The organism is Microbacterium sp. NPDC088619, assembly GCF_044752825.1.
Lineage (GTDB): Bacteria > Actinomycetota > Actinomycetes > Actinomycetales > Microbacteriaceae > Microbacterium.
Window position 1 is genome coordinate 237744 of sequence record NZ_JBIVLZ010000002.1, and the last position, 23596, is coordinate 261339.

A 23596-nucleotide genomic window follows, 5' to 3' on the forward strand; every position below is an offset into this window, starting at 1 on the left:
CCCCCGCCATCCGCTCACGCCGCCAGCGCGAGGTACGGCTCCCATCTCGGGTCGCTCCGTTCAGTGCCCCGCACGGTCCACGCGGTGCCGTGAGGAGGGCGCGGCGCGAAGCGCAGCTCCCAGCGCATCTCCTGCGGAGTGCGGTCGCTCTTGGTGTTGTTGCAGCGCAGACAGCAGGCGACCAGGTTCTCCCACGAGTCGGCTCCACCCCGCGAGCGCGGCATCACGTGGTCGATGGTCGACGCCGCCTTGCCGCAGTAGCCGCACCGGTGGTTGTCGCGGCGCAGGACTCCGCGCCTGGTCACCGGCACCCGCCTGCTGGAGGGAATGCGCACGTAACGCGAGAGGACGATGACGGCAGGGCGGTCGTAGACGCCGTGACTGCCCCAGACGGGGTCGTCCTCGACACGTTCGATGACCGTCGCCTTGTCATTCATGACCAGGACCAGGGCTCTCTTGAACGACACGATCGCGAGCGGTTCGTATCCTGCGTTCAGTACAAGTGTGCGCATCGTCATCCTCTCGATCCGCCGGGACGGCTTCCCGGCACTCTCGACTCACACGAAGCCGCACGGAGCGGAGGCGTTCGCAGGGATGAAAAAAGGCGCTGTCTACAGACAGCGCCTCATACGCACGGCAACGCCGTGGTGTCCCTGCGGACGATGCCGAAGGACGTGACGACCGAGGGCATCCATGGTTCGGATGCTCGATATTCGCTCCATCAGCTTCTCCCGCCTGTGCGACAACGGGTTCAGGCTAACCCATCGGGAGGACCCGAAGGCGAAACTGCGGGTGAACTCGCGGAGGCGTGTCCGCGAGGATGCGAGGAAGGTGGCGCGCGATCAGCCCGCGTTGGCACCGAGCCAGGCGATCGGCTCCATGAGCCCGCCGTTGACCCAGACCTCGAAGTGCAGGTGGTTGGCCGTCGAACGCCCGGTGCTGCCGACGAAGCCGATCAGCTGGCCTGCGGCGACGGTCTGGCCGGCCTGGACCTGGCGCGAGCCGTAGATCATGTGGCCGTAGGTGGTCTGCACACGCTGACCGCCGACGACGCTGTCGAGCATGACTGCGACGCCGTATCCGCCGACGCTCTCTGCCGAGGCACGCACCACGCCCGCGGCGGCTGCATAGATCGGGGTTCCAGCCGGGGCCAGCATGTCGGCGCCCTGGTGGGCACCGCCGACCGTGCGGCTGACGTTGTAGGACCCCTGCGGAAGCGGGTACCGCACCTCGCCGGAGCCGGGCGACACCAGAGCGTAGCGACCGGTGTCGATCTTGGTGCCCGACGTCGAGGCGATCGAGGCGGCGGCAGCGGCCGCGCGAGCCGCAGCGGCCTCTTCCGCCTTCTTCTTCTCGATCTCGCCCGGAGTCGTCGCGGTGAACGTGCCGCGGCTGAGCGGGGCGGCTGTGGCGTCCGAGGCGACGACCAGGGACTGGGCGTCGACGGCAGCCATCTGCTGGAGCGTCGTCGCCTCCTCGGCCGGCTTCGTCGCGGCGTAGGCGGGAAGAGCGACAGCGGCGACGAGAGCACCGACGGCCCCGAAGATGGCGATCGAACGCAAGGGCTTGACGACCTTGCGGGCGTCGACCCTGCTGCGTGAGCTGCGGGCGACTGTTCGATCTTCAGTTGTCTTCACGGGCGATTCGATGTCTTTGGCCAAAACTTGATCCTCCAGCGCCTGCGCGCTCGGGTAGCGCTGGCTCGTCGGCACTCTGCTCTCGTGGCACGAATGTATCTCGGGTACGTTGTGCGGTCTGACCGAGAGGTCGACGAGCCTGGAAGGCGAGTCCTCTCGGGTGTCATCAGCGGGCTTCTTCGACGACTTGTCCGAGGTTACCGGAAGATAACGATCCTGTCACCCCACGAACCTGGCAATCCTCGGAGAGGCGGAATCACGCGGATCTCGGGGCGATCGGCCTCGAGGATCAGGCGGGTTCGCCGACCAGGAAGATATGCGAGGCGAGCTCGACCGGGAGTTCCAGGCCGTCTTCCTTGCCCTCCATCTGGATGAGGACGTACCCCTCGTTGAAGCGATAGTCGCCCTTCGCGCCCGGAACGACACCCGCGTCGCGAAGCTGCTCGAGCAGTTCGGGGTCGACCTGAGCGGGCTCGGCGAGACGGCGCACGGTGCCGTCGATGGGAGCGCCTGCGGCGTTCAGCTTCTGCACCAGCCCGATGACACCCTCGTCGAAGGTGCGCGCCGGGGTGTCTCCCAGCTGGTCGAGCCCGGGGATCGGGTTGCCGTACGGAGACTCGGTCGGGTGCCCCAGCAGCTCGACGAGTCGACGCTCGACCTGCTCGCTCATGACGTGCTCCCAGCGGCAGGCCTCTTCATGCACATACGCCCAGTCGAGACCGATCACGTCCGACAGCAGCCGCTCGGCCAGCCGGTGCTTGCGCATGACGTTGACAGCCTTGCGGCGACCAGCGTCCGTCAGTTCGAGGGTGCGGTCCTCGGACACGACGACGAGACCGTCGCGCTCCATGCGTCCCACCGTCTGGGAGACCGTCGGCCCCGAGTGGCCGAGACGCTCCGAGATTCGCGCACGCAGCGGCACGATGTTCTCCTCCTCGAGTTCGAGGATGGTGCGGAGGTACATCTCCGTGGTGTCGATCAAGTCCGTCATGTGGGCCTCCGGGTCTTCTTAGGCAAGCCTACATTCCCGCACGGACATCAGGGCGTCATGAGGTGAGGGCGCCCGTGGCTCACGCCGTAGAATCGACGCATGGCGATCGAGATTCCCCGTGACCTCCTGCCCGCTGACGGCCGCTTCGGCTGCGGTCCCTCGAAGGTGCGCACCGAGCAGCTCGATGCGCTGCTCGCCGCGGCGCCGACCCTGCTCGGCACCTCGCACCGTCAGGCGCCGGTCAAGAACCTGGTCGGCAGCGTCCGCGAGCAGCTGGCTGCACTGTTCCGCCTTCCCGAGGGATACGAGATCATCGTCGGCAACGGCGGTTCGACGGCGTTCTGGGATGCCGCGGCCTTCGGCCTGATCGAGCGCCGTAGTCAGAACCTCGTATTCGGCGAGTTCGGCGGCAAGTTCGCCGCCGCTGCAGCAGCTCCGTGGCTCGAGGCGCCCGATGTGCGCAAGTCCGAGCCGGGTTCGCGCTCGGCCGCAGAGGTCGTCGAGGGGGTCGACGTCTACGCCTGGCCCCACAACGAGACGTCCACAGGTGTCGCTGCCCCCATCGAACGCGTGACGGCCGACGGCGCTCTGACCGTCATCGATGCGACCAGCGCTGCCGGCGGCATCGACTTCGACTCCGCCCAGGCGGACGTCTACTACTTCGCGCCTCAGAAGAACCTCGGCTCGGATGGAGGCCTCTGGTTCGCCGCCGTGTCCCCCGCCGCGGTCGACCGCATCGAGCGCATCGCGGCCTCCGATCGATACATCCCGGAGTTCCTCAGCCTGAAGAACGCCGTCGACAATTCGCGACTCAACCAGACTCTGAACACGCCGGCGCTGACCACCCTGCACCTGCTCGACAGCCAGCTGAGCTGGATCCTGTCGAACGGCGGCCTGTCGTGGGCCGGCGCCCGCACTGCGGAATCCTCTGGGATCCTGTACGACTGGGCATCGGCGTCCCGCGTGGCGACACCGTTCGTCACGGATGCGGCTCACCGCTCACCCGTCGTCGTGACCATCGACTTCGACGCCGGCGTCGACGCGGCGGCCGTCGCGAAGACCCTCCGAGCCAACGGCATCGTCGACACCGAGCCCTACCGCAAGCTCGGCCGCAATCAGCTGCGGGTCGCGACCTTCGTGTCGATCGAACCGGACGACGTCCGCCAGCTCACTCGCGCTCTGGACTACGTGCTCGAGCAGCAGGGCGCCTGACGCCGGGCATCGACGAGAAAAGGGGCCGCGTTCACACGCGGCCCCTTTTCTGATCCGTCCCCGAGGACGGTCACTCCTCGTCGTCGGAGTCCTCGTCCGAGTCGTCGTCGTCGTCCGAGTCGTCGTCCTCGTCGTCCGAGTCGTCGTCCTCGTCGTCCGAGTCGTCGTCCTCGTCGTCGTCGTCGTCGTCCGCAGCGGAGTCATCGAGTTCGTCGATGTCGACTCCGTCGAGATCGCCCGCATGCAGCACGCGCGGCTCGGCGGCGAGCTCGTCGTCATCGAGGTCGTCGTCGTCTTCGTCATCGTCGTCGTCGTCATCGTCGTCGTCGTCATCGTCGTCGATGTCTTCGTCGTCGATGTCATCGACATCTTCGTCGGACTCGGCGTCGATCGTGGCCGCATCCGCACCGTCCGCAGCGGCCGCGGCTGCCTGCTCCGCGAGTTCCACCTGGTGCGCGCGATACTCGGCCAGGCGCTCGGCCCACGGCACCCATTCGGGCGCGAGCAGAGCTCCGTCACCCGGCAGCAGCTCGAGCTCGAGCACCGTCGGCTCCGCATCGTCGACGCGCGCGACCGTGACGGTCCAGAACCAGCCTGGATAGCCGGGAAGTCGGTTCTCGAAGCGCAGAGACACCGAGCCACCTTCCTCCGGGATGTAATCGGCGGCGGGTCCGACGGTCGACGGCGGGGTGATCTCGTGCAGCGCGGCGAGCGCGAGATCGTGAGCGTCGATCAGACGCTGGTCCACCTCAGGCTTCGAGGTCATCGGCTACCTTGCGCAGAACTGCCGCGATCTTGCGGCCTTGAGCCGACGAGGGATACCGGCCGCGTCGCAGATCGCCGCCCATCCCGTCGAGGAGCTTCACGAGATCCTCGACGATGATCGCCATGTCATCTGCGGGCTTGCGCTTCGCCTTCGCGAGGCTCGGCGGGGCTTCGAGCACCCGGACGGACAGCGCCTGGAGGCCGCGCTTGCCGTCGGCGACACCGAACTCCACACGTGCGCCCGCCTTGACGGCCGCGCCCGCGGGCATGGCAGAAGCGTGCAGGAAGACGTCTTGGCCGTCATCGCTGGCGATGAAGCCGAAACCCTTGTCTTCGTCGTAGAACCTGACCTTGCCGGTGGGCATGGGAGAAACCTCGCTGAGTCGGTGTGGAGCTGGATCGGACGCACGTGTGCGACCACCCCCAGCCTACCGGTCGCGGGGCAGGGAATCCGTAGGTCACGATGCGGAACCGTCAGACCCCGCAACGACTAGGCTGAGACGGATGAGCACCAAGAGTCCCGAACCTGAGGTTCCCGTTCGCCGCATCGATCGCATCCTGGCGTTCACGGCACTCGGACTCGCCGCGGCGTCCATCATCTGCTTCTTCGCCATCATCATCGGCACCGCAGTCGGCATGCAGCAGGAGGACTTCGGCGCCGGAGCCTGGCCGTTCATCGCGGCGATCCCGTACTGGGGGCTTCCGGCCGCGTTCGTCATGATCATCGTGCTCCTCGCCATGAGCTTCATCCGCAAGGGGCGCGCGGCATCGCGGCCCTGAGGTATCCGGCATGAGCACGCACGCCCGACCGCTGGCCGAATGGCTCTCTGCGGCGAGCGACGAGCAGCTCACCTCCCTGTTCTCGGCACGACGCGTGCGCACCGATGCCAGCTGGCAGGATTTCTTCGACGCCGCCGAGGCTCTCCTCGATCCGGCGTCGATCGCGCGGGTCCTGCCCACGCTGACGCATGGCGAGGCCGCTGCGCTCCTCGCGGCCGCGACCGCCCCGACCACAGCCCCGGCCGCTTCCGGGCATCGCGGGACGCTCGAGGGCCTCGCCCTGCTGCGCCCCGACGGCACGCCCTTCCCGCCGGTCGTCTCCGCCATCGCAGATCGCCCCGAGCCGACTCCGCTCAGCGTCTCGGCGCCGACGCCCGCGACCGATTCCGAGACCGCTCATGCGGCCGAACGGGCCTTCACCACGGTCTCCGCGCTCGCCGATCTGCTGCTCCTCGCGCGGGAGAAGCCCTTCACGCTGCTCGCCGGCGGCAACGTCAGTGCGGGAGAGAAGCGGCAGCTCAGCGAATCGGGCGTCTCCGCCGAGTCGATCGACGCTCTGATCGCCAGCGCGATCGACTCGGGCCTCGTCGCACCCGACGCTCGCAGGCTGCGCACCACGCCGCGGACCGAGGAGTGGCTGCGATCCTCTGTGGCCGATCGGTGGAGCGCGCTCGTGGAGGGATTCCGCGACGCCCTGCCCCGCGGGGTGCGCGCGTCGGACGGCGGGTGGCTTCCCATGACGACCTGGGCGCAAGCGCACCCGTGGGACCCTTCCTGGGCCGATCGCAGCGCCGCATTGCTCGAGCGCGCCCGCCTGCTCGGGCTGATCGCCGACGGCGGCAGCGAAACCGCATGGGCGGCATCGATCCGCCGAGGCGGGGCCGTCGACGCCGCCGCCCTCATCGCGCTGCTTCCGAACGAGGTCGATCGCATCTTCCTCCAGAATGATCTGAGCGCCATCTCGCCCGGCCCGCTCGCCCCCGGGCTCGACGTGCGGCTGCGCACGATCGCCGCGAGAGAGTCGGCGGCGCAGGCCTCCACCTATCGCTTCACCCCCGAATCGGTCGCCCACGCGCTCGTCGCCGGTGAGACCGAACAGTCGATCCTCGAGTTCCTCGAAGCGCTCTCGCTCACCGGCATCCCTCAGCCGCTCCGCTACCTCGTCACTCAGACCGCGCAGCGGCACGGACTGGTCCGGGTGTCGACCGACCCCGAGACCGGGCGGACGCGCATCGAGAGCAGCGACCAGCATCTGATCGAGGCGATGGCCGTCGACCAGGGACTGCGCCCGCTCGCCCTCACGAAACACGTCGCCTCTCTGACGACACGCGTGGGGCGTGACACCGTGTACTGGGCGCTGACAGACGCTCGGTACCCCGCGACGCTCGTCGACGATGACGGACGCCCGATCGCCGGTGAGCGGAATCCGATCGCCGACGCGACACCCGACCCCTCGCCCGACTATTCGTCACTCATCTCCGCGATGCGTTCGCATCAGGGGCCGGATGCGGATGCCGCCTGGCTCGACCGCGAGCTCGAGGCCGCCGTGCGGGCGAAGGCGGTGCTCCGCGTGAGCGTCGGCATGCCGGACGGCTCCACGAGAGAGCTGATCCTCGAGGCCACCGGGCTCGGCGGAGGGCGCCTCCGCGGTCGGGATCGCGCGGCAGATGTCGAACGCACGCTTCCGGTGTCGAGCATCCGCGCCGCCGTCGTGATACCCCAGTAAACTGGACAGCTATGTCTGATGGACCCCTGATCGTCCAGAGCGATCGCACAGTGCTGCTTGAAGTCGCCCACTCCGACGCTGAGAGCGCCCGCCACGAACTGGCGATCTTCGCCGAGCTCGAGCGCGCTCCTGAGCACATCCATACCTACCGGATCACGCGGCTCGGACTGTGGAACGCGCGGGCCGCCGGGCACACCGCCGAGGACATGCTCGAGACGCTCGACCGCTGGTCGCGCTTCCCCGTGCCTCCCTCGGTCGCCGTCGACCTGCGCGAGACCGTGAACCGATACGGCCGCCTCGTGATCGAGCGTGACGACGAGGGAACGCTGATCCTGCGGTCGACCGACCCCGCCGTGCTCGCCCAGGTCGCGAACAACAAGCGCATCCAGCCGCTGCTGATCGGACACCCGGCTCCGGACACCTTCGTGGTCGACGCATGGGCGCGGGGCCAGATCAAGCAGGAGCTGCTGAAGATCGGCTGGCCGGCCGAGGACCTCGCCGGGTACACCCCCGGAACTCCCCACGAGATCGAGCTCGCCGAGGACGGCTGGCAGATCCGCCCGTACCAGCAGGATGCGGTCGACGCATTCTCGAAGGACGGCTCCGGCGTCGTGGTGCTGCCGTGCGGCGCGGGAAAGACGATCGTCGGCGCCGCCGCCATGGCCGCGACCAAGACGACCACCCTGATCCTGGTGACCAACACGGTCTCGGCCCGACAGTGGCGCGACGAGCTGCTCAAGCGCACGAGCCTCACTCCCGAGGAGATCGGCGAGTACTCCGGTCAGGCCAAGGAGGTCAAGCCGGTCACCATCGCGACCTACCAGATCCTCACGGCGAAGCGGAAGGGCGAGTACGCCCACCTCGCTCTGCTGGACGCCCTCGACTGGGGCCTCATCGTCTACGACGAGGTGCATCTGCTCCCCGCGCCCGTCTTCAAGCTGACCGCCGACCTCCAAGCTCGACGCCGGATCGGCCTCACCGCCACGCTCGTCCGCGAAGACGGCCGGGAGGGCGACGTGTTCAGCCTGATCGGCCCCAAGCGCTTCGACGCTCCGTGGAAGCAGATCGAGGCTCAGGGGTTCATCTCCCCCGCCGTCTGCTACGAGGTGCGGGTCGACCTGCCGCCGGACGATCGGCTCGAGTACGCCGCCGCGACAGACGATGAGCGCTACCGCCTCGCCGCATCCGCACCCGCGAAGATCGCGGCTGTCCGAGAGCTCATCGAGAAGCACAAGGACGAGCGGATCCTCGTGATCGGCCAGTACCTCGACCAGCTCGACTCCCTCTCGCAGTCGTTGAACGCGCCGCAGATCACGGGCGCCACGCCGATCGACGAGCGCGAAGAGCTCTACCGCGCGTTCCGCGAGGGAGAGATCTCGCTGCTCGTGGTGTCGAAGGTCGCGAACTTCTCGATCGATCTCCCCGAGGCATCCGTCGCCATCCAGGTGTCCGGCTCGTTCGGCTCCCGACAGGAGGAGGCCCAGCGCCTCGGCAGGCTGCTGCGCCCCAAGCAGTCCGGTCGTACCGCGAGCTTCTACACGCTGGTCGCGCGCGACACGATCGACCAGGATTACGCGCAGAATCGTCAGCGGTTCCTCGCCGAACAGGGATACAGCTACACGATCATGGACGCCGACGCGATCGCGGCCTGACCGCCTCCGACCCTCCACGCAGCCCCGCTACGCGGAGGGCGAAAGCGCCGCTCCGACGGATAATCAGCATCCGCATGGCCGAAGTCACCATAATGGGGACATGACTGATGCGCGCATCCTGGTCGTCGACGACGAACCCAACATCCGCGACCTGCTCTCAACGGGTCTCAGCTTCGCCGGGTTCCAGGTGAAGACGGTGGCCAATGGCGCCGCCACCATCTCGGCGGTGCTCGAGGAGGAGCCGGACCTCATCATCCTCGACGTCATGCTTCCGGACATGAACGGCTTCAGCGTGACCAAGCGTCTTCGCGGCGCCGGCTTCACCGCGCCGATCCTGTTCCTGACCGCGAAGGACGGCACCGACGACAAGATCGAGGGACTCAACGCCGGCGGCGACGATTACGTCACCAAGCCGTTCAGCCTCGATGAGATCGTCGCCCGCGCGCAGGCGATCCTGCGCCGCACCATGCAGGCCGATGAGGAGTCGATCATCCGCGCCGGCGAGCTGTCGATGGATCAGGACACCCACGACGTGCACGTGGGCAAGGAGTCGATCGAGCTCAGCCCGACCGAGTTCAAGCTGCTGCGCTATCTGATGCTCAACCCCAATCGGGTGCTGTCGAAGGCGCAGATCCTCGACCACGTGTGGGAGTACGACTTCAACGGGGATGCCGGCATCGTCGAGAGCTACATCTCGTACCTCCGTCGCAAGATCGACCCGCACACCGAGGAATCGGTGATCCAGACGAAGCGCGGTTTCGGATACATGCTCAAGGTCGGCAAGTAGTCCGGCTCACCGCCGCACGCTGACGCCGCACAGCATCCGTCTCCAGGGAGGTCCGCATGGCGCACAAGCCTGACGCGATCACCCGCTGGTGGCGGTCCATCAGCCTTCGCGCGAAGGTCACCGGTGTGACCGTCGCCGTGCTTGCACTGGGGCTGCTGGCCGCCGGTCTCGGCACCGTCCCCATCCTGCGCAACTCGCTGATCGTCAACATCGACCAGCAGCTGCCTGCGCTGGTGTCGGCTGATCTCGCGGATCGCTATTTCGACGTGACCGTCGAAGACGGCCAGGCCGTCTACACGCCGACGGACTCGCCCAGGGACTTCTTCGTCGCCATCTACGACGCCGAGGGCGTGCTGCAGACGACCACCGGGAACTCCGCGAACGGGAAGCCGCTCTTCCCCGCCACTTACTCGCCTCTCGACGTGCAGGCGAACGAGGACACTCCGTTCACGATGGAAGGCACCGAGGGATCGAGCTTCCGTGCGGCCGTGGCGCGAGTGCCCGGCGAAGGCGACGGATCGCTGCGGATCCAGATCGTCGCGATGCCGCTCGAATACGCAGACCGAATCATCAGTCAGTACTTCGGCATCTACATCACCGTCGCCTTCGTCACCATCTTCCTGGCTGCTCTGCTCACCCGCGGGCTCGTGACGCTGACGTTCAGACGCCTCGGGCAGGTCGAGTCCACGGCCATGTCGATCGCCGCAGGAGACTTCACGCAGCGTCTCACCGATCTCGAGCCGACGACCGAGGTCGGACGCCTGAACAGCGCGATCAACACGATGCTCGATCGGGTCGACGGCTCGCTCGCGCAGCGGGACCGCACCGTGCAGCACATGCGGCGCTTCATCGGCGACGCCAGCCACGAACTGCGCACGCCCCTGGTGAGCGTGCGCGGGTACGCCGAGCTCTACCGGATGGGGGCGATCAAGGGCGAGGAAGACACCGCCCGCGCCATGGAGCGCATCGAGAAGGAGGCGATCCGCATGGGCGTGCTCGTCGAAGACCTTCTTGCGCTCGCGCGTCTCGATGAAGAGCGTGAACCTGAGATCGAGGCGCTCGACCTCAGGCCCATCGCGCGCGACGCCGCCCTCGACCTACGGGCCGCGGCTCCGGCGCGCACCGTCACCGTCGTCGACCGGACGGTCGAAGCCCCGCTGATCGACGTCACCACCCGGTCGACGCCTGTCATCCCCGCCGCGCCCGAGACTCCCGCTCCGCGTGGACTCTCACGCGGGACGCTCGCGCGTCTGCGGCGACGCTCGCGCAGCTCCGCGACAGACGTGCCCGCGATCGATTTCACCGAAGCCGCGGACATCCCCGTTCGCACCCCTCCGATCGTGCTCGGCGAAGAGAACAAGGTGCGTCAGGTGGTCACCAACCTGTTGGGCAACGCGCGACGCTTCTCACCCGAGGAGAGCCCGATCGAGATCGTCGTCGACGCGGATCGCGTGCGGGGAACGGCGAGCATCGCGATCGTCGATCACGGCGAGGGAATCCCGCCCCAGATCCGCGAGCAGATCTTCGAGCGCTTCTGGCGTGCCGACACCTCCCGGGCACGCGAGACCGGCGGGTCGGGGCTCGGGCTCGCGATCGTCTCATCGATCGTGAAGGCGCTGCACGGAAGCGTGGCGGTGTCTGAGACGCCGGGGGGGGGAGCCACCTTCACCGTCACCCTGCCCCTCGCTCCCTCGCGCGCGACACCCGCTCACCTCCTCGAGGACACCCAGCCGCTCGAGCGGCTGGACCTCTGACCGCTCCTCCTGAGGCTCCGGTACGGCGCTCCTGCACGGCGGCACGCCGACGCAGGTTCTCCACAGCGGGCGTCGGGGCGTCCCCACTCACCCTCATCCGGTGAACTCCTCTCCCCTATGGTCAGAGCACCAATCGAGAGGAGTTCCCATGTCCGTCATCACCGTCGACACCGAAGCCGTAGGTGCCGCCCAAGGCGCCGCGCTGGCCACAATGGAGCGTCTGCAGACCGAGTCTGCGACGCTCATGTCTCAGCTCACCCAGCTGCAGTCATCGTGGGTCGGCACCGCGTCAGCCGCATTCCAGTCATGTGCCGAGGAGTGGCGTGGGGCACAGCTGCACGTCGAGCAGGTTCTCGAGTCGATCGGGCACTCACTGGGCAGCGCGGCGACGCAGTATGCGGACGCTGATCAGTACTCGGCGAGTCTGTTCCGCTGATCCTCGGGTCGGATCACCCGTGAACGCAGAAACGCCCCGACCTAGGTCGGGGCGTTTCTGTCAGTGCAGGTGGATCAGAAGTCCATGCCACCCGACGGGTCGCCCATCGGGGCAGCAGCCTTCTCGGGCTTGTCAGCCACGACGACCTCGGTGGTGAGGAAGAGAGCCGCGATCGACGCTGCGTTCTGCAGAGCCGAGCGGGTCACCTTCGCCGGGTCGATGATGCCTGCGGCGAACATGTCGACGTACTCACCCGTTGCCGCGTTGAGGCCCTGACCCGAGGGAAGCTCGGAGACCTTGTTCGCGACGACACCCGGCTCGAGACCGGCGTTGAGAGCGATCTGCTTGAGCGGAGCCTCGATCGCGACGCGAACGATGTTCGCACCGGTCGCCTCGTCGCCCGTGAGCGAGAGAGCGTCGAGAGCCTTGGTGCCCGACTGGATCAGCGCGACGCCACCGCCGGGGACGATGCCCTCTTCGACGGCTGCCTTCGCGTTGCGAACAGCATCCTCGATGCGGTGCTTGCGCTCCTTGAGCTCGACCTCGGTTGCAGCTCCCGCCTTGATGACGGCGACGCCACCGGCGAGCTTGGCAAGGCGCTCCTGCAGCTTCTCGCGGTCGTAGTCGCTGTCCGTGTTCTCGATCTCGCGACGGATCTGCGTGACGCGACCCTCGATCTGGTCTGCCTCACCGGCACCCTCGACGATCGTGGTCTCGTCCTTGGTGACGATCACCTTGCGAGCACGACCCAGCAGGTCGAGCGTGGCGTTCTCGAGCTTCAGGCCGACCTCTTCGGTGATGACCTGACCACCGGTGAGGATCGCGATGTCCTGCAGCTGCGCCTTGCGACGGTCGCCGAAGCCGGGAGCCTTGACGGCGACCGACTTGAAGATGCCCTTGAGCTTGTTGAGCACGAGAGTGGCGAGAGCCTCGCCCTCGACGTCCTCGGCGATGATGACGAGCTCCTTGCCGTCCTGGATCACCTTGTCGACGATGGGCAGAAGGTCCTTGATGTTCGAGATCTTCTGGTTCGCGATGAGGATGTACGCGTCTTCGAAGACGGCCTCCTGGCGCTCCGGGTCCGTCACGAAGTACGGGTTCAGGTAGCCCTTGTCGAAGCGCATGCCCTCGGTGAGCTCGAGCTCGGTGCCGAAGGTCTGCGACTCCTCGACGGTGACGACGCCTTCCTTGCCGACCTTGTCGATCGCCTCGGCGATGAGCTCGCCGATGGCGGGGTCAGCAGCGGAGATCGACGCGGTCGCGGCGATCTGCTCCTTGGAGTCGATCTCCTTCGCGCTGGCGAGGAGCTCTTCGGTGATGGCCGCGACGGCCTTCTCGATGCCGCGCTTGAGCGAGATCGGGTCGGCGCCGGCTGCGACGTTGCGCAGGCCTTCGCGGACCAGAGCCTGAGCGAGCACCGTGGCGGTGGTGGTTCCGTCACCTGCGACGTCGTCGGTCTTCTTGGCGACCTCCTTGACGAGCTCCGCGCCGATCTTCTCGTACGGGTCGTCGAGCTCGATCTCCTTGGCGATGGAGACACCGTCGTTCGTGATCGTGGGGGCGCCCCACTTCTTCTCCAGCACGACGTTGCGGCCGCGCGGGCCGAGGGTCACCTTGACAGCGTCGGCGAGGATGTTGAGGCCGCGCTCGAGGCCGCGTCGGGCCTCCTCATCGAAAGCAATGATCTTTGCCATGAGTTTTTTCGTCCCTCCTGGACGTAGACGTTGGGTTTAGCACTCAGAGTGAGAGAGTGCTAACGCCATTCTGGCACTCGACCCCATCGAGTGCAAGCTGCGCGGACGGACCGCGCGGCGGTCTACGGGGCAGGGGTGTCTGCGGGCGTCTCAGGCGCGGTCGTCGCGCGATCGAGTCCGATGACGACCGTGAGCTGCTTCGCTCCCGTGTCGTTCAGATCCGAGTAGAAGTCGCTCTGCTCGACCTCGGCGCCGCCGATCAGGTTCGCGAGGCCGAGGGCGGCGAGCTCATCCTCTTCGGCGACGTAATAGACGGTCGTCGTCGAGAAGTCCTGGCTCGCGCTGTCGCTCGCGAACACGACATCGGCGGCCCAGCCGTTGTTGATGAGCAGGTCCCGCATCTGCTCGTCCAGGCCCTCGTCCGGCGAGGCGTTGAGGATCATCACCGAGTAGGTGACGTCGACGACCCCGGTCTCGACGGGCGCCGGGCTCGCTGTGGGCACGGCCTCCGGGAAGAGGCTGATGCGCCCCATCACCACGAGCGAGCCGAAGATGCCCCCGATGATGAGCACGAGCGCGGCCACGAACGACCAGAGAAGGACCACCCAGCCGTTCATCCCCGGGGCTTCGGCGCGATGCGCTCCGACGCGTCCGGACGATCGGGGGACGTCGTCGAATCGATCTCGGCTGAGCTTTGACACTCCTCGATGCTAATGGCACCGACCCGTGTATCCGCATCGAGCGGCGCCGATGCGGAACGCGACGGTCCTCAGCCCACGAAGCCGGGCGTGCGTGCGGCACGCTGGAAGGACCGCGCGTCACGGAGGCGACGCAGCCGTCTCACGAGCATCGGGTCGTATTCCAGCGCCGCCTCGGACTCGATCAGGCGACCGAGCAGCTGGTAGTAGCGGGCCGCACTCATGCCCAGTTGGGCACGGATGACCTCTTCTTTCGCACCACCGTGCCGCGGCCATGCGGTTTCGAGCGCGAGGATGGCGCGATCCCGCTCGCTCAGATCTCCCAGCATGTGACCAGATTAGGGCGCGGCAGCGCCGACTCCGGTGCGCCACTCCCACCATCTGCCGAGCGGGTCGGCAGCCGCTCGCACGTCGCCGTCGAGCGCGACGACGAAGCCGGGCCACGCCTCGGCGGCCACAGGCGGCTGCCATACGTCCAGCAGCGACGGAGGATCGATGGTCACCCAGCGGGCATCGAGACCTCTGATGTGCTCGATGAGCGCCGTGCGACTCTCCCGAGGGATGTGCACGAGCACGCCGGGCGTCGTGATCACGAGGGTGGCGTCCCGCGGCGCTTCGGCGGCGAGTGCGTCGATCCTCTCGAGGGCGTCGCCTGGTACGAGTCGGGGCGGATCGGCTGCCACGACGTCGAGCGCCGCTCTCACCCGCTGCTCGCGCCCCTCCTCCCCCGGCCAGACGAGTCCCTGGAGCCAGCGCCGGTCGAGATCGTCTCGCGCGTCGAGCGGCGCGAGATCGATGCCGGCGCGCCAGACGACGGTCGGCATCCTCATCGCGGGAAGCGGTCCGTCGACTCTGCTCTGCAGCACGACGGGACTCGGCCCGTCCGTCGGATCGAGTGACGCGCGCACCGCGCCGTCGGTTCCGACGAAGCGATAGGAGTAGCGGTCCGGGTAGAGACACAGACCGGCGGAGGCTCCCACCTCGAGCAGGGCGATCGGTCCGTCGATCTCGGACAGCACCGGCAGCAGCGGGGCGAGTCGGAGCGGCTCATTGGTCTGCAGACGCCGATCGCCGCATTCCCTCACGATCTCGTCGGCCCGGGAGAGCACGAACGCACGCCACCCGTCGTAGCGAGCGAGTCCCACGCCCAGCATCCGCGTCACGGCGAACACGAGCGGGGGCTGCCTGCGATTCTCCGGAATCCGAGCAAGCACCCGCTGCATCTCGGGGTCTTCCGCCACACCGGACGCCCACTCGGCGTACAGGTCGCTGCGCCCCGGCGCCTCGTCGTCGGCGAAGCGCCGGTAGCGCAGTCGCACGGCATCCGTCATGCATCCATTGTCTCGCGACGCCGAGCACCTCTGAACGCGAGAGAATGGAGCAGACCCCAGGAGGACCAATGTCGTACAGCGTGGACAAGACCGAAGAAGAATGGCGTGACGAGCTCGGCGAGGAGCAGTACGCCGTGCTTCGCGAAGCTGCCACCGAGCGCGCCTGGACGGGCGAGCTGCTCGACGAGGGCCGTGCCGGCCTCTACACCTGCGGCGCCTGTGGTGCCGAGCTGTTCAAGAGCGGCACGAAATTCGACTCCGGATGCGGGTGGCCGAGCTTCTACGAGTCGATCCGGCCCGACGCGGTGCAGCTCATCGAGGACACGACCCTGGGAATGGTGCGCACCGAGGTGCGCTGCGCGAACTGCGGCTCGCACCTGGGCCACGTCTTCCCCGACGGCTTCGGCACCCCGACCGGTGACCGCTACTGCATGAACTCCATCGCCCTGAACTTCACGCCCGAAGAGTCGTGAGCGCCCTCGAGGCCGTTCGCGCACGGCAGTCCTCTTCGAAGGTCACCGACGAGGCGCCGTCGCGTGACGAGCTGCTGAAACTCGTCGCGGCCGCCGGTCGCGTCGCCGACCACTCTTCGCTGCGCCCGTGGCGACTGATCGAGCTGCGCGGATCCGACCGAGAGCTGCTGGGCGCAGCGATCGCGAAGGCCGAGGGCGACAGGTCCCCGTCGTCGAAGCCGCTTCGCGCTCCGCTGCTCATCGCGGTGGTCGCCAGCTACCGCAAGAGCGAGAAGGTCCCGCGCTGGGAGCAGGAGGCCGTCGCGTCGGGCGTCGCGCACATGCTCAGTCTGCTGCTCGACGAGGCCGGCTTCGGCGTGCTGTGGCGCACCGGCCACTACACGCGCTCGAAGGCCGTCGCGAAAGCCCACGGCCTCGGAAAGAACGAGGAGCTGCTCGGCTGGCTGTACGTGGGCGGCAAGCCCGCAGGCCGCAGGCCCGGTCGCCGCAAGCCCGTCGATGCCCGCAGCCTCGTGACACGGATGCCGAAGCCCCAGCCGGAGCCGGAGCCGAAAGCGAAGAAGAAGCAGAAGCAGAAGAAGTAGGTCAGCGACGCCGCCGACGAGGCACCGCGACGGCGACGGATGCCACGGCGACGATGACCATCCCGACGATCTGCCAGGGCGCGGGGCCCGCGGCGGCGGGCCAGATCAGGTCGATGATCACCGAGGTCGCGAGCTGACCCAGCACCGACCCGAGCCCCATGAGCAGCACCCCGGTGTGCGCGACGATGAAAGCGCCGAGCAGGATGTACGCGGCGCCGAGCACGCCGCCGAGGTACAGCCAAGGCGCGGTCGGCGGCGCGTCCGGCACACCGCGCACCGCGACGCTGACGCCTGCAGCGACGAGCAGGGCGACGGTTCCGGCGATGAAGCTCATGAACGTCGCGGCCAGCGGCGAGCGCACGCGCTGCGCCAGACGACCGTTGGTCGCGGCCTGCCAGGCGATGCCTACGCCCGCGGCGAAAGGCAGCAGCAGCATCCAGAGCGGCGCAGCGGCCAGCACGTCTCCGCTCAGCGAGATGCCCACCGCGGAGAGAGCGAGCGCTCCGCCCAGCACACGCCCCGGCGTGATCGCGACGACTCCGGCAGGACCGAACCCGATTCTGTCGAGTACGAGCCCGTGCAGCGTCTGCCCTGCGACGACTCCGACCGTGAACAGCGAGACACCGAGCACCCCGGCGGTGATTCCCTGAGTCGAGACGGTGAGCGCGCCGCAGGCACCGCCGAGCAGCATCCAGAACGGGATCGTCCGATCACGGATGCCGCCGAGCAGGCGTCCGACACCTCGCCGCGCTGAGGGGATGCAGACGATCACCGCCGCGAGGGCTGCGAGGCCCACCGAGAAGGAGATGAGGCCGGCCACGATGCCGTTGTCGACCTCGACCCCCAGCACGCCGTTGATGCGCGCCTGGATGGCCGTCATGACGCCGATCGCCACTGCTCCGCCGAGTGCGAGGGGCGGGGACAGTCGACGGGCCTGGGTCACCTGACGACCCTAGCCGAGCCCGGTTCGCCATCCCGTCCGGTGCACGATGTCGGTGGCCGGGCGTACCCTGACGGCATGTGCGCGAGTTATGGACTTGACCCCCGGTTCACCGACACCGAGCTCCTGGCCGCGGCCGACGAGGCAGTGCTCGACGGGCTTCGTGGCTGGGCCGAGCAGAACGCGCGCGAGACCGTCCGCCCCACAGGCAAGAATCTGCGCAACCTCAACCCGATCGTGGTGCAGCCCGAGGCCGAGCCCGTGCTCGAGCCCGGCTGGTGGGGGTTCCTGATCGGCGGAGAGCCCTCGAAGTTCCCGTCGATCAACACCCGCTCCGAGCGCCTGCAGGAGCGCCCAGGCGGGCTGAAGACCCGCGCTCTCGTGCCCGCGACGAGCTGGTACGAGATGAAGAAGCCCGAGCGCGTCTGGCACGAGTTCGTCGTCGACGACGGTGCGCTCTTCGGCATGGCGGCCGTCACCCAGCGAGGGCGCACGGCCGATGGCGAGTCCTTCACCTGCTACTCGATCGTGATGCGCCCGGCTCCCCCTCATCTCGCAGGCATCCACGATCGAATGCCGCTGCTGATCCCCGCCGAGCTGAGCGAGGACTGGCTGACAGCGGAGCCCACGAAGGAGATCCTCGACGAGGCTCTGCTCGCGGCAGCCGCGTTCGATGAGCGCGTTCAGGCTGCGCCCCGCGCGGACGACAAGGGCGCGGATCGGCTGTTCTGAGCATGGATTCGACACAGTTGGGCGCCGCAGCCATCGCGCGCGCCGAAGAGCTCCCCGGAGCGGAGCGAGACAACCCGTTCGGCCCCGAGTGGGACGTCTACAAGGTGCGAGGGCGCGTGTTCCTGCTGATCCCCCTCGATGGCACAGGACGCGTGACACTCAAGTCGCACCCCGACGACTCCGTCGCGTTGCGAGAGACGTTCGCCGACATCGTGCCCGGCTACCACATGAACAAGAAGCACTGGATCACCTTGATGCCGGGGCCGTCGCTCGAAGACGACCTCGTGACCGAACTCGTCACCGAGTCGTACCGGCTGGTGGTCGAGAAGCTCCCCCGCGCGCAGCGGCCGGTCGACCCAGAGCTGTTCGGGCGCCCCGCCGACTGAGCGTCCGGTCCACGCCATCCGCCGAGAGGATGATGCCTGGTGCCCGAGGAACGGTACCCAGGGAGGACGCGGCGGCGAGCCGACGCTCGATAGCGTCGTAGACATGATCACAGCAGAAGGCCTCACGAAGAGATTCGGATACAAGACAGCCGTCCAGGACGTGTCGTTCACGGTGCAGCCGGGCACGGTCACGGGGTTCCTCGGACCGAACGGCGCGGGCAAGTCCACCACGATGCGCATGATCGTCGGCCTCGACCGGCCGACCTCGGGCACCGCGACCGTCGCAGGACGGGAATACCGCAAACTCCGCGCCCCGCTCACGGAGGTGGGAGTGCTTCTCGATGCCAAGGCGGTGCACACCGGACGCACCGCACGCAATCACCTGCGTGCGATGGCGGCGACCCACGGCATCCCCGCATCCCGCGTCGACGAGGTCATCGATCTCGCAGGCATCGCCCCCGTGGCCCGCAAGCGCGCGGGCAAGTTCTCGCTCGGCATGGGGCAGCGGCTCGGAATCGCCTCCGCCCTGCTCGGCGACCCGCACACTCTGATCCTCGATGAGCCGGTCAACGGCCTCGACCCGGAGGGCGTGCGCTGGGTGCGCCAGTTCGTCCGTCACGCGGCGTCCGAGGGACGCACGGTGCTGCTCTCCAGCCACCTGATGAGCGAGATGGCGCAGACCGCCGATCACGTCATCGTGATGGGCCGAGGGCAGGTGCTCGCAGACGCTCCACTCGAGGAGCTCGTGCGCGCTTGGACCACGAACACCGTGCGCGTCCGCACTCCCCGCGCGGCTGATCTGGCCGCAGCGGTGGGCGGCCCCTCGGTCGAGATCGTGAGCTCTGCTCCTGACCTGCTCGACATCGTCGGGCTGCCCGCCTCGCGCATCGGCGATCTCGCCGCCGATCGCGGCATCCCCCTGCACGAACTCACCCCGACCACCGGATCGCTCGAAGACGCCTACCTCGCGCTCACCGGCGACTCGGTCGAGTACCGGACGAAGGAGATCTCATGACCGTCCAGGCTCCCGCCCTCACGCGCCAGCACGTCGACACCGGTCGGCGGCTCACGTTCGTCCGCGCCGTACGCGGCGAGTGGATCAAGCTCTCGACGCTGCGCTCGACCTGGTGGTCGATCGGCATCGCTGCGATCCTCACCATCGGCATCGCCGTGCTCATCGCCCAGGCGATCGACCTGCCGGGTTTCGAGCCCATTCAGGCCGTCGTCATGCCGATCCAGTTCACGATGCTGCTCGCCGGCATCCTCGGCGCGATCTCGGTGACGGGCGAGTACTCGACCGGAATGATCCGTTCGACGCTCGCGGCCAACCCGAAGCGCGGATCCGTGCTGGGTGCCAAGGCGGTCGTGGTCGGTCTGTTCATGTTCGTGTCCTCGCTGGTCATCTTCGCGGCGGCCGCCGTGGCCGTCTCCGCGGTCGTCGCCTCGCGCGATCAGAGCATCGACTGGAGCGACCCCTCGGCGTCGATCCTGCCCATCGTGGTCTCCTCTCTCGCGATGGCCGTGTTCGCCCTGATCGGGGTGGCGTTCGGGTTCATCCTGCGCTCGGGAGCGGGAGCGATCGCCGCGACCGTCGGCCTGCTTTTCGTGCTGCCGATCGTGGCGAGCTTCTTCGCGGTCGCCGGTGAGGCCTGGGCCTGGGTCATGGACGCCGCGGGCTATCTCCCGGTCGCCGCGGCGCAGAGCGCGATCCTCCCCGAGGGCGCTGCTCTCGAGGGTCCGGTCGCATATCTCACGCTGGGCGGCTGGGTCGCAGCGGGCATGCTCGCCGCCTGGGCCGTGCTCCGCACGCGCGATGCGTGACCCCGAGATCGCATGACGAACAACACGCGTAGAGTCGCCCGGTGACCCCCACGCGCAGCCGCAGCACCTCAGTCCGCGAGGACGAGGGGCTGCGGCTGCCGCGTCCACCGGGCGTCCTTCGTCGTTTCTGGGCGCGGCATCCGGTGGTCGCCGACGTCCTGATCGCCCTCGTGTGTCTGCTCCTCTCGCTCGTGCCGGCCGGGGTCATCACCCGTGACCTTCCGATGCCACTCGCCATCGGGGTGGCCATCCTGGTACCCGCGTCCGTCGTCGCCGCCTGCGCGACGCTGATGTGGCGGCGCCGACGTCCGCTCGTGCCGTTCGTCGCCACTTTCGCACTCGAGGCCGGGTTCCTCTTCGCACTGCAGCCGATCGGCTCGCCGCTGCTGCTGGTCACCTGCTACTCCCTCGCGGTCTACCGTTCATCGCGAGCCGCATGGACCGCCTTCGGCATCGCCCTCGCCTCCCTCGCCGCGCTCGGCGGCCTGCTGATGCTCGCGGGGGTCATCACTCTGCAGATCGCGGCGAACGCCGTGATCATGTCGCTGGTCCTCGGGCTGATCGGCACTCTCATCGGCGTGAACGTCGGCGGGCGCAAGCGCTACCTCGCCGCCGTGATCGACCGCTCACGTCAGCTGCTCGTCGAACGGGATCAGCAGGCGCAGCTCGCCGCGGCCGGCGAACGCGCTCGCATCGCGCGCGAGATGCACGACATCGTCTCGCACTCGCTCACCGTGATCGTCGCGCTGTCCGAGGGCGCGGCCGCGACGCCGAACCCGGAGCAGGCTCGATCAGCGGCGTCCTCCGCCGCGGAGACGGCGCGCAGCGCACTCACGGAGATGCGCGCGATGCTCGGCGTCCTCAGAGCCGACGATTCACCGCTTCCTCTCGCTCCCCTCGAGCCGACGCCCCCTCAGGAGACCGTCGCACAGGCGCAGCGGGCCGGGTTTCCGGTGTCTCTCTCGATCACCGGGGGCGCTCCGCTCTCCCCCACCCTCGCGCACGCGGTCGGGCGCATCGTGCAAGAGGGCGTCACGAACGCCATGAGGCATGCACCGGCTGCGACGTCGATCGACGTCCGGATCGTGCAGACCACGGATGCGGTGGACATCGAGATCGTGAACGACGGCGTCACCGGCCCCGTCGGCACATCGGGTTTCGGCTTGCGCGGTCTCGCCGAGCGCGCAGCGCACTCGGGGGGAACCATCGCCTCCGCACCCGTCGACGGCGGGCGGTGGATGCTCCGCGCCGAGCTTCCGGTCACAGCATCCGATCCATCGGACCGCGAAACGAAGGAACGACCATGACTGACCCGATCAGACTCCTCCTCGTCGACGACCAGGCCCTCATCCGCGTCGGTTTCCGGATGGTGCTCGATGCCGAGGCCGATATGGTCGTGGTCGGCGAAGCCGCAGACGGGCACGACGCGATCGCCCAGGCGGCCGAGCTGCGCCCCGACCTCGTGCTGATGGACATCCGGATGCCGGGGCTCGACGGGATCGCCGCGACCGAGGCCATCGTGCGCGAGCACCCGCACACCCGAGTCCTGGTGCTGACGACGTTCGATCTCGACGAATACGCCTTCGGTGCGATCCGCGCCGGAGCGAGCGGGTTCCTGCTGAAGGACGCTCAGCGTCACGAGATGATCGCGGCGATCCGCGCCATCCACAGGGGCGATGCCGCGCTCTCGCCCCGGATCACTCGGATGCTGTTGGAGCATGTGACGCCGACGCTCGGCGCGACGCACGCACCGCAGCCCCCGGCGATCGATGACGTCACGGCTGAGCTCACCGACCGCGAACGCGACGTGTTCGTCGAGATCGCCCGCGGGCTCACCAACGCAGAGATCGCCCAGGCGCTGTTCGTCAGCGAATCCACCGTCAAGACGCACGTGGGCAGGATCCTCTCGAAGCTCGGATCCCGCGACCGCATCCACCTGGTGATCCTGGCGCATCGACTCGGTCTCGTCGACGACGACGCTCCGCCCTCCGGCCCCTAGGTCGGGGCGGAGGGCAGAGCGAGCGGTATCAGGCCTTCGCCGGGGTCCATTCCGAGACGCGGTTCAGCGCGTCGACCTCGTCGGGCGTCAGCTCGAGACGCGCGCCGGCGAGGAGATCGGGAACCTGCTCGACCGTGCGGGCGCTCGCGATGGGGGCGGCGACCGTCGGCTGGGCGCGCAGCCACGCCAACGAGGTCGCAGCGATCGAGGCACCGTGCGCGTCACCGATCTCCTCGAGGGAGTCGATGATCCGCAGCCCGGCCTCGGTGGCGTACTTCGCCGCACCGGAAGCACGCGGAGACGTCTGCCCCTCGGTGTCCACCGAACGGTACTTGCCGGTGAGGAAGCCGCTGGCCAGCGAGTAATAGGGCACGAGGCTGAGGCCGAACTCCTCGGCGACGGGAATGATCGTCTGCTCGACGTCATTGCGGTGCACGAGGTTGTAGTGGGGCTGCACGGCGACGGGCAGGGCGACGCCCGTGCGGCCCGCGATCTCGATCCATTCGCGGATGCGCTCCGCCGTGTAGTTCGAGACCGCGACGTGGCGCACGAGTCCGTCCGAGACGAGTTCGCCGAAGGCCGCGACCGTCTCCTCCAGCGGAACGGTCTCGTCGTCGAAGTGCGCGTAGTAGAGGTCGATCGTGTCGACGCCCAAGCGCGCGAGAGAGGCCTCGGCGGCCTTGCGCACGTTGGTCGCCGAGAGACCCTTGAAGTCCGGATGCTGGCTCACCTTGGTCGCGACGACGACACTCTCCGGTCTGCGAGACGCGAGCCACTCGCCGATGATCGTCTCGCTCTCGCCGCCCGAGTTGCCGGGCACCCACGCGCTGTAGCCGTCTGCCGTGTCGATGAAGTCGCCGCCGCCCTCGACGAACGCGTCGAGCACCGCGAACGATGCGTCGCGGTCGGCCGTCCAGCCGAACACATTGCCGCCGAGCGAGAGGGGGAAGACGTCAAGATCACTGTTTCCGATACGAGTCATACTCGGGACAACCTGCGACCCGCTCGCACTATTTCCCGTGTGACGTCATCTGCGTGAACATGACGAAGGCCCGCGCCCCCCTGTTTCCAGTGGGGACGCGGGCCTCCATTCGTGTGTGCCGACTACAGGACTTGAACCTGCAACCCCCGTATTACAAGTACGGTGCGCTACCAATTGCGCCAAGTCGGCGGATGCCTCCCAGCTTAGCGATGGTCG

At 68.2% G+C, this 23596-nt stretch carries 26 protein-coding genes and 1 tRNA gene; 15 read left to right on the forward strand and 12 right to left on the reverse strand.

Translation table 11 applies throughout. From position 1 onward, the window contains the following. Positions 1–14: 14 nt before the first annotated feature. The 3 genes from ACIP5T_RS15625 to ACIP5T_RS15635 all read right to left on the reverse strand — a co-directional run bounded on the left by ACIP5T_RS15625 (position 15) and on the right by ACIP5T_RS15635 (position 2628). On the reverse strand, positions 15–512 hold the full coding sequence (locus ACIP5T_RS15625; protein ID WP_400865410.1) for an HNH endonuclease: 498 nt from the start codon (positions 510–512) through the stop codon (positions 15–17). A gap of 330 nt (positions 513–842) precedes the next feature. Then, positions 843–1637 carry a M23 family metallopeptidase gene (locus ACIP5T_RS15630; RefSeq protein WP_400865413.1) on the reverse strand — a complete coding sequence of 265 codons (795 nt, stop codon included), beginning with the start codon at positions 1635–1637 and terminating at the stop codon, positions 843–845. A 289-nt stretch (positions 1638–1926) separates the two neighbouring features. After that, the gene (locus ACIP5T_RS15635) at positions 1927–2628 is read right to left on the reverse strand and encodes a metal-dependent transcriptional regulator (protein ID WP_290159458.1); all 702 of its coding nucleotides are present in this window, start codon (positions 2626–2628) and stop codon (positions 1927–1929) included. Positions 2629–2727: 99 nt separating this feature from the next. Here ACIP5T_RS15635 and serC point away from each other — a divergent pair, with 99 nt between their 5' ends. After that, a complete protein-coding gene (gene serC, locus ACIP5T_RS15640; protein WP_400865416.1) occupies positions 2728–3840 on the forward strand; it encodes a phosphoserine transaminase in 1113 nt (370 codons plus the stop codon). A gap of 70 nt (positions 3841–3910) precedes the next feature. Here the strand turns inward: serC and ACIP5T_RS15645 are convergent, their stop codons facing one another. Together ACIP5T_RS15645 and ACIP5T_RS15650 are read right to left on the reverse strand one after the other, a co-directional pair. Then, positions 3911–4606, reverse strand: a complete 696-nt coding sequence (locus tag ACIP5T_RS15645; protein ID WP_400865419.1) for a DUF3027 domain-containing protein — start codon at positions 4604–4606, stop codon at positions 3911–3913. Then, entirely contained in the window at positions 4590–4970 is a 381-nt protein-coding gene (locus ACIP5T_RS15650) for a cold-shock protein (RefSeq protein ID WP_400865422.1), read from the reverse strand. The genes ACIP5T_RS15645 and ACIP5T_RS15650 overlap by 17 nt, the downstream gene beginning before the upstream one ends. Positions 4971–5109: 139 nt before the next feature. Here ACIP5T_RS15650 and ACIP5T_RS15655 point away from each other — a divergent pair, with 139 nt between their 5' ends. The 6 genes from ACIP5T_RS15655 (at position 5110) to ACIP5T_RS15680 (ending at position 11740) form a co-directional block, all read left to right on the forward strand. Further along, a complete protein-coding gene (locus ACIP5T_RS15655; protein ID WP_400865425.1) occupies positions 5110–5385 on the forward strand; it encodes a multidrug ABC transporter ATPase in 276 nt (91 codons plus the stop codon). 10 nt (positions 5386–5395) lie between these two features. Further along, the gene (locus ACIP5T_RS15660; protein WP_400865428.1) at positions 5396–7111 is read left to right on the forward strand and encodes a helicase-associated domain-containing protein; all 1716 of its coding nucleotides are present in this window, start codon (positions 5396–5398) and stop codon (positions 7109–7111) included. Between the two features lie 11 nt (positions 7112–7122). Next, the gene (locus ACIP5T_RS15665; RefSeq protein WP_400865431.1) at positions 7123–8763 is read left to right on the forward strand and encodes a DNA repair helicase XPB; all 1641 of its coding nucleotides are present in this window, start codon (positions 7123–7125) and stop codon (positions 8761–8763) included. A 100-nt stretch (positions 8764–8863) separates the two neighbouring features. Next, entirely contained in the window at positions 8864–9550 is a 687-nt protein-coding gene (locus ACIP5T_RS15670) for a response regulator transcription factor (protein ID WP_042539813.1), read from the forward strand. A gap of 56 nt (positions 9551–9606) precedes the next feature. Then, positions 9607–11304, forward strand: coding sequence for a sensor histidine kinase (locus tag ACIP5T_RS15675; RefSeq protein WP_400865434.1), 1698 nt, complete (start codon positions 9607–9609; stop codon positions 11302–11304). A gap of 148 nt (positions 11305–11452) precedes the next feature. Then, positions 11453–11740, forward strand: a complete 288-nt coding sequence (locus ACIP5T_RS15680) for a WXG100 family type VII secretion target (protein WP_400865437.1) — start codon at positions 11453–11455, stop codon at positions 11738–11740. Between the two features lie 74 nt (positions 11741–11814). Here the strand turns inward: ACIP5T_RS15680 and groL are convergent, their stop codons facing one another. The 4 genes from groL to ACIP5T_RS15700 all read right to left on the reverse strand — a co-directional run bounded on the left by groL (position 11815) and on the right by ACIP5T_RS15700 (position 15463). Next, positions 11815–13434 carry a chaperonin GroEL gene (gene groL, locus ACIP5T_RS15685; protein WP_042539806.1) on the reverse strand — a complete coding sequence of 540 codons (1620 nt, stop codon included), beginning with the start codon at positions 13432–13434 and terminating at the stop codon, positions 11815–11817. 122 nt (positions 13435–13556) lie between these two features. Beyond that, positions 13557–14135, reverse strand: a complete 579-nt coding sequence (locus ACIP5T_RS15690; protein ID WP_400865440.1) for a LytR C-terminal domain-containing protein — start codon at positions 14133–14135, stop codon at positions 13557–13559. A gap of 68 nt (positions 14136–14203) precedes the next feature. Next, positions 14204–14461: a DUF3263 domain-containing protein gene (locus ACIP5T_RS15695; protein ID WP_400865443.1), complete on the reverse strand. Its 258-nt coding sequence runs from the start codon at positions 14459–14461 to the stop codon at positions 14204–14206. 9 nt (positions 14462–14470) lie between these two features. Beyond that, complete coding sequence (locus ACIP5T_RS15700; protein ID WP_400865445.1) at positions 14471–15463, reverse strand: DUF2332 family protein; 993 nt, start codon at positions 15461–15463, stop codon at positions 14471–14473. 68 nt (positions 15464–15531) lie between these two features. Here ACIP5T_RS15700 and msrB point away from each other — a divergent pair, with 68 nt between their 5' ends. Both msrB and ACIP5T_RS15710 read left to right on the forward strand, forming a co-directional pair. Next, positions 15532–15936, forward strand: coding sequence for a peptide-methionine (R)-S-oxide reductase MsrB (msrB, locus tag ACIP5T_RS15705; protein WP_400865447.1), 405 nt, complete (start codon positions 15532–15534; stop codon positions 15934–15936). Then, a complete protein-coding gene (locus ACIP5T_RS15710) occupies positions 15933–16520 on the forward strand; it encodes a nitroreductase family protein (protein WP_400865450.1) in 588 nt (195 codons plus the stop codon). Before msrB ends, ACIP5T_RS15710 begins: the two co-directional genes overlap by 4 nt. 1 nt (position 16521) lies before the next feature. Here ACIP5T_RS15710 and ACIP5T_RS15715 read toward each other — a convergent pair whose 3' ends face one another. After that, on the reverse strand, positions 16522–17463 hold the full coding sequence (locus ACIP5T_RS15715) for a DMT family transporter (RefSeq protein WP_400865453.1): 942 nt from the start codon (positions 17461–17463) through the stop codon (positions 16522–16524). A 75-nt stretch (positions 17464–17538) separates the two neighbouring features. Here ACIP5T_RS15715 and ACIP5T_RS15720 point away from each other — a divergent pair, with 75 nt between their 5' ends. The 6 genes from ACIP5T_RS15720 (at position 17539) to ACIP5T_RS15745 (ending at position 22398) form a co-directional block, all read left to right on the forward strand. Continuing rightward, entirely contained in the window at positions 17539–18192 is a 654-nt protein-coding gene (locus ACIP5T_RS15720; protein ID WP_400865455.1) for an SOS response-associated peptidase family protein, read from the forward strand. A 2-nt stretch (positions 18193–18194) separates the two neighbouring features. After that, a complete protein-coding gene (locus tag ACIP5T_RS15725) occupies positions 18195–18578 on the forward strand; it encodes an MmcQ/YjbR family DNA-binding protein (protein WP_400865458.1) in 384 nt (127 codons plus the stop codon). A gap of 103 nt (positions 18579–18681) precedes the next feature. Further along, a complete protein-coding gene (locus ACIP5T_RS15730; RefSeq protein WP_400865460.1) occupies positions 18682–19593 on the forward strand; it encodes an ABC transporter ATP-binding protein in 912 nt (303 codons plus the stop codon). Then, a complete protein-coding gene (locus tag ACIP5T_RS15735; RefSeq protein ID WP_400865463.1) occupies positions 19590–20399 on the forward strand; it encodes an ABC transporter permease in 810 nt (269 codons plus the stop codon). Before ACIP5T_RS15730 ends, ACIP5T_RS15735 begins: the two co-directional genes overlap by 4 nt. Positions 20400–20440: 41 nt before the next feature. Beyond that, on the forward strand, positions 20441–21706 hold the full coding sequence (locus ACIP5T_RS15740) for a sensor histidine kinase (protein WP_400865465.1): 1266 nt from the start codon (positions 20441–20443) through the stop codon (positions 21704–21706). Continuing rightward, positions 21703–22398 (forward strand): response regulator, encoded by a 696-nt coding sequence (locus tag ACIP5T_RS15745; RefSeq protein ID WP_400865468.1) that lies wholly within the window; start codon positions 21703–21705, stop codon positions 22396–22398. The genes ACIP5T_RS15740 and ACIP5T_RS15745 overlap by 4 nt, the downstream gene beginning before the upstream one ends. A 28-nt stretch (positions 22399–22426) precedes the next feature. On the opposite strand, the gene ACIP5T_RS15750 is transcribed toward ACIP5T_RS15745, so the two are convergent. Together ACIP5T_RS15750 and ACIP5T_RS15755 are read right to left on the reverse strand one after the other, a co-directional pair. Continuing rightward, complete coding sequence (locus ACIP5T_RS15750) at positions 22427–23380, reverse strand: aldo/keto reductase (RefSeq protein WP_400865470.1); 954 nt, start codon at positions 23378–23380, stop codon at positions 22427–22429. Between the two features lie 116 nt (positions 23381–23496). Then, positions 23497–23569 (reverse strand) — tRNA-Thr (locus ACIP5T_RS15755). Between the last annotated feature and the right edge of the window lie 27 nt (positions 23570–23596).

What these genes read in the sequence shown, in the direction of transcription:
- ACIP5T_RS15625 (WP_400865410.1), bottom strand. Translation starts at nt 512, where the DNA reads ATGCGCACACTTGTACTGAACGCAGGATACGAACCGCTCGCGATCGTG.
- ACIP5T_RS15635 (WP_290159458.1), bottom strand. Translation starts at nt 2,628, where the DNA reads ATGACGGACTTGATCGACACCACGGAGATGTACCTCCGCACCATCCTC.
- serC (WP_400865416.1), top strand. Translation starts at nt 2,728, where the DNA reads ATGGCGATCGAGATTCCCCGTGACCTCCTGCCCGCTGACGGCCGCTTC.
- ACIP5T_RS15645 (WP_400865419.1), bottom strand. Translation starts at nt 4,606, where the DNA reads ATGACCTCGAAGCCTGAGGTGGACCAGCGTCTGATCGACGCTCACGAT.
- ACIP5T_RS15650 (WP_400865422.1), bottom strand. Translation starts at nt 4,970, where the DNA reads ATGCCCACCGGCAAGGTCAGGTTCTACGACGAAGACAAGGGTTTCGGC.
- ACIP5T_RS15655 (WP_400865425.1), top strand. Translation starts at nt 5,110, where the DNA reads ATGAGCACCAAGAGTCCCGAACCTGAGGTTCCCGTTCGCCGCATCGAT.
- ACIP5T_RS15660 (WP_400865428.1), top strand. Translation starts at nt 5,396, where the DNA reads ATGAGCACGCACGCCCGACCGCTGGCCGAATGGCTCTCTGCGGCGAGC.
- ACIP5T_RS15665 (WP_400865431.1), top strand. Translation starts at nt 7,123, where the DNA reads ATGTCTGATGGACCCCTGATCGTCCAGAGCGATCGCACAGTGCTGCTT.
- ACIP5T_RS15670 (WP_042539813.1), top strand. Translation starts at nt 8,864, where the DNA reads ATGACTGATGCGCGCATCCTGGTCGTCGACGACGAACCCAACATCCGC.
- ACIP5T_RS15675 (WP_400865434.1), top strand. Translation starts at nt 9,607, where the DNA reads ATGGCGCACAAGCCTGACGCGATCACCCGCTGGTGGCGGTCCATCAGC.
- ACIP5T_RS15680 (WP_400865437.1), top strand. Translation starts at nt 11,453, where the DNA reads ATGTCCGTCATCACCGTCGACACCGAAGCCGTAGGTGCCGCCCAAGGC.
- groL (WP_042539806.1), bottom strand. Translation starts at nt 13,434, where the DNA reads ATGGCAAAGATCATTGCTTTCGATGAGGAGGCCCGACGCGGCCTCGAG.
- ACIP5T_RS15695 (WP_400865443.1), bottom strand. Translation starts at nt 14,461, where the DNA reads ATGCTGGGAGATCTGAGCGAGCGGGATCGCGCCATCCTCGCGCTCGAA.
- ACIP5T_RS15700 (WP_400865445.1), bottom strand. Translation starts at nt 15,463, where the DNA reads ATGACGGATGCCGTGCGACTGCGCTACCGGCGCTTCGCCGACGACGAG.
- msrB (WP_400865447.1), top strand. Translation starts at nt 15,532, where the DNA reads ATGTCGTACAGCGTGGACAAGACCGAAGAAGAATGGCGTGACGAGCTC.
- ACIP5T_RS15720 (WP_400865455.1), top strand. Translation starts at nt 17,539, where the DNA reads ATGTGCGCGAGTTATGGACTTGACCCCCGGTTCACCGACACCGAGCTC.
- ACIP5T_RS15725 (WP_400865458.1), top strand. Translation starts at nt 18,195, where the DNA reads ATGGATTCGACACAGTTGGGCGCCGCAGCCATCGCGCGCGCCGAAGAG.
- ACIP5T_RS15730 (WP_400865460.1), top strand. Translation starts at nt 18,682, where the DNA reads ATGATCACAGCAGAAGGCCTCACGAAGAGATTCGGATACAAGACAGCC.
- ACIP5T_RS15735 (WP_400865463.1), top strand. Translation starts at nt 19,590, where the DNA reads ATGACCGTCCAGGCTCCCGCCCTCACGCGCCAGCACGTCGACACCGGT.
- ACIP5T_RS15745 (WP_400865468.1), top strand. Translation starts at nt 21,703, where the DNA reads ATGACTGACCCGATCAGACTCCTCCTCGTCGACGACCAGGCCCTCATC.
- ACIP5T_RS15750 (WP_400865470.1), bottom strand. Translation starts at nt 23,380, where the DNA reads ATGACTCGTATCGGAAACAGTGATCTTGACGTCTTCCCCCTCTCGCTC.